Origin of the sequence: Clostridium cavendishii DSM 21758 (genome assembly GCF_900141845.1) — a bacterium.
GTDB classification, from domain to species: Bacteria; Bacillota; Clostridia; order Clostridiales; family Clostridiaceae; genus Clostridium_AG; species Clostridium_AG cavendishii.
On record NZ_FQZB01000041.1, the window covers coordinates 1 to 3,360 of the forward strand.

General features: G+C 30.1%; 4 protein-coding genes and 1 tRNA gene. 1 reads left to right on the forward strand and 4 read right to left on the reverse strand.

The features are described 5' to 3' along the window. Positions 1-2: 2 nt before the first annotated feature. From BUB01_RS22475 to BUB01_RS22485, 3 genes are all read right to left on the reverse strand, one after another. A tRNA-Glu gene (locus BUB01_RS22475) sits at positions 3-77 on the reverse strand. A gap of 188 nt (positions 78-265) precedes the next feature. Next, positions 266-646 (reverse strand): CoA-binding protein, encoded by a 381-nt coding sequence (locus BUB01_RS22480; RefSeq protein ID WP_143152560.1) that lies wholly within the window; start codon positions 644-646, stop codon positions 266-268. Beyond that, a complete protein-coding gene (locus BUB01_RS22485; protein WP_072993949.1) occupies positions 609-1,217 on the reverse strand; it encodes a hypothetical protein in 609 nt (202 codons plus the stop codon). Before BUB01_RS22485 ends, BUB01_RS22480 begins: the two co-directional genes overlap by 38 nt. 192 nt (positions 1,218-1,409) lie before the next feature. Here BUB01_RS22485 and BUB01_RS22490 point away from each other — a divergent pair, with 192 nt between their 5' ends. Further along, the gene (locus BUB01_RS22490) at positions 1,410-2,657 is read left to right on the forward strand and encodes a BaiN/RdsA family NAD(P)/FAD-dependent oxidoreductase (RefSeq protein WP_072993952.1); all 1,248 of its coding nucleotides are present in this window, start codon (positions 1,410-1,412) and stop codon (positions 2,655-2,657) included. Between the two features lie 160 nt (positions 2,658-2,817). Here BUB01_RS22490 and BUB01_RS22495 read toward each other — a convergent pair. Then, a partial coding sequence (locus BUB01_RS22495) for a PTS transporter subunit IIC (protein WP_278337167.1) occupies positions 2,818-3,360 on the reverse strand: 543 nt, incomplete at its 5' end.

The window sequence follows — 3,360 nt, forward strand, 5'->3', positions numbered from 1 at the left end:
AATGGTGACTCCTAGGGGAATCGAACCCCTGTTACCACCGTGAAAGGGTGGTGTCTTGACCGCTTGACCAAGGAGCCATGTTCTTTTTGAAGTTCTCACTTCTTAATCGGCGTCTCTCGACCCGACATAGACTATATTACAAAAAAACTCTCAAAGTGTCAACAGTTTTTTACGATTTTTTTTATAAATTTATTTTATTTAATCTGTAAAATTTACAAAATTGGCTCAAATACTTGCTTTGAGCCATTAAGTTAATATATATTTGTTATAGCCTTGAAAGTGCAATAAGTGCACAGTCTTCTATAGCAGTTATTCCATTATTTTTGCAATAATCTAATATCTCTTTACTTTCAGCTCCTGGCTGTATAAGAATCTTATCTATTCCTAATTTTTTTGCTTCTTTAACTATTTCTATACCAAACATTGGATTTATGCACAAATCTATGACGTCTATATCAAAATTAACAGTAGTTAGATTTTTGGCTACACTATTTTCATCACTTCTAGGATTTACACCAATTACATTATAACCTGAATTTATAAATCTAGCTAGTATCTTATAAGCATATTTATCTTTGTTTAAAACATCCCCAACTACAACCCAATTTTTATACCTCATTAACTCTTGCGCTTTTAATTCCCTCATCTTCATTCTCCTTCTCTTCTATTTCATTAAGTGCTAGTTCATATCTCTCTAATAATATATTCTTATGCTCTATTTGTTCCTTTATTTTTTTCATTTCAAACTCACATAATTCTTTAAATTCCTCAGGCTCAATTACTTTAGAATCAAATTCATAATTACTTTTTCTAAACTTTATTCCTGTTGCATTTATTACTAATGGATACTTTTCATTTATGACTAATATCATATTTTTCTCCCATAAACCTTTTTTATTAACTTCTTTATACACATCTTTAAGTAAATTTATATCACTTAATTCTTCATCATCCATTATTGTATGTAAATTTTCCAAAAAGGCTTTATAAAAAAACACTGATACACCTCTATGTATTTTTATTTTCAATAGACAAGGATATTTTATTAAAATTTCATCAACCTCACCTTCACTTATAAGCTCTACTTGATGAGTTGTGAAAGTAAAAAGTCCATCACCTTCAGGATATCTTACAATAACTTGATCATAATTCATACGTCTAACCTTAAACTCTAGCCCAAAATCCTTTAAATTACTATCAATTACCTTTACTTTCAATGACATCACCTCTATATTTAGTATGTCTGCTTTTCGGTAATATATTAGTATGTTAAAATGAATTTAAACCATATTTGTTTCCTTTAATGGAATATGAAATATACTTATAAATGAATATGAGTTTTATTAATGACAATACTTATAAAAGTATATATACACTTTTATATATTATTTTTTAAAGGAGTTAACTTTATGATATATCATGATTTATTAATAGTTGGCGGTGGCGCTTCTGGACTTATGGCCGCAATAGCCGCGAAAGATTTTGGAATTGATGTTGCTATAGTTGAAGCTACTGATAGAGTTGGCAAAAAAATCTTAACTACCGGTAATGGTAGATGCAATATAACAAATTCGCTTATAGGTTTTCCTTTTAAAAATTTTCATAGTGATAATGCCAATTTTTATACTTCTACACTATCTAAATTTTCTGTAGAAGATACTAAAAGTTTTTTTGCAAACATTGGATTAAATTTTGTTGAATTAGAAAAAGGTAAAAACTATCCACAATCACTTCAAGCTTCTTCTGTTGTGGATATCTTAAGATTCAGTCTAGAAGAAAGAAATATACCTGTTTATAGCTGTTTTAAGGTAAAAGAAGTCACAAAAAACAAAAAAAACTTCATTTTATACACAGGTGACAAAGAAAATGAAGCTTTATCCTGTGGAAAACTTATATTAGCCTGTGGAGGAAAATCAGCACCTAAAACAGGTTCAGATGGTTCTGGTTATACTCTTGCCAAAAGCTTTGGACATAGCATGGTTGAAACTTTGCCAGCTATAGTTCAACTTAAACTTGAACATAAGAGTCTTAAAGCCTTATCAGGCATAAAATTTGATGGTTTTGCCACAGTTGCATCAAATGACAAAGTTTTAAGAAAAGAATTTGGAGAAATTTTATTCACTGATTACGGAATATCAGGTCCTCCAATTCTTCAAATATCAAGAATGGCATCTAAAGAACTTTCTAAAAATAAAAATGTAAAGATTATTGTGGATATGTTTCCTAATAAAAGTGAGGACGAAATCAAAGACTTTTTTGAAATTCACTTTGGTATGTTTTCGTATAGAAAACTTTCAGATAGCTTAATTGGCGTTATAAACAAAAAGCTTATTCCTATAATATTAAAAGAGGCCGGAATATTTGATATACATAAACCTTGCTATGAGCTTACATGGCAAGAAAAGAATTCACTTTACAAGCTTTTTAAAGCTTGGGAATTCAAATGTATAAATACAAATGGTTTTAATAATGCTCAAGTTACAGCTGGTGGTGTTAATACTAAAGAAGTAAATAACAAAACCCTAGAATCTAAATTAATCCCTAATCTTTATTTTTGTGGAGAAATTCTAGATGTTGATGGAGATTGTGGTGGCTTTAACCTTCAATGGGCTTGGAGTTCTGGATATGTAGCTGCTTTATCATGTATAGAAAAATAATACTTAAAAAGCATTGCAAATTTATTTTGCAATGCTTTCATAATATTCACATAACCTTAGGTCATCAACTTTTTTCTACATTTTTTATTGTAAACTCTTTAGGTTGAAACTTTGAAAAGCTACTATATTTAAATGTAAATCATTTAACTCATATTATATATTAATGAATTATTGATAATATCTTTCCTAATATAATCCCTATTATACCAAAGTCCGTATCTGAGAATGTCGAACCTGCATAACCTAAATCACCTAGTGTTGGAAGTAATGCTATTGGTAAGAATGTTATTAGTAAGCCATGTACAAATGCACCTATTATAGCTCCTCTTCTACCACCTGTTGCATTACCAAATACTCCTGCTGTAGCTCCACAGAAGAAGTGAGGTACAACTCCTGGTAATATAACTGTAGTTCCCATTGCTATTTGTATTCCCATACCTACTATTCCACCAACAAAGCTTGATAAAAATCCTATTAAAACTGCATTTGGTGCATAAGCAAATACTACTGGACAATCCAAAGCTGGTTTTGCATTAGGAACTAACTTCATTGCTATTCCCCTAAACGCTGGTACTATTTCCGCTAATATTAATCTAACACCTGCTAATATTACATAAACACCACCTGCAAATGTTATAGCTTGTATTAAAGAAAATACTAAGAAATTTTGTCCGTTACTTAATTCTTTCTGAATATAGGCTGG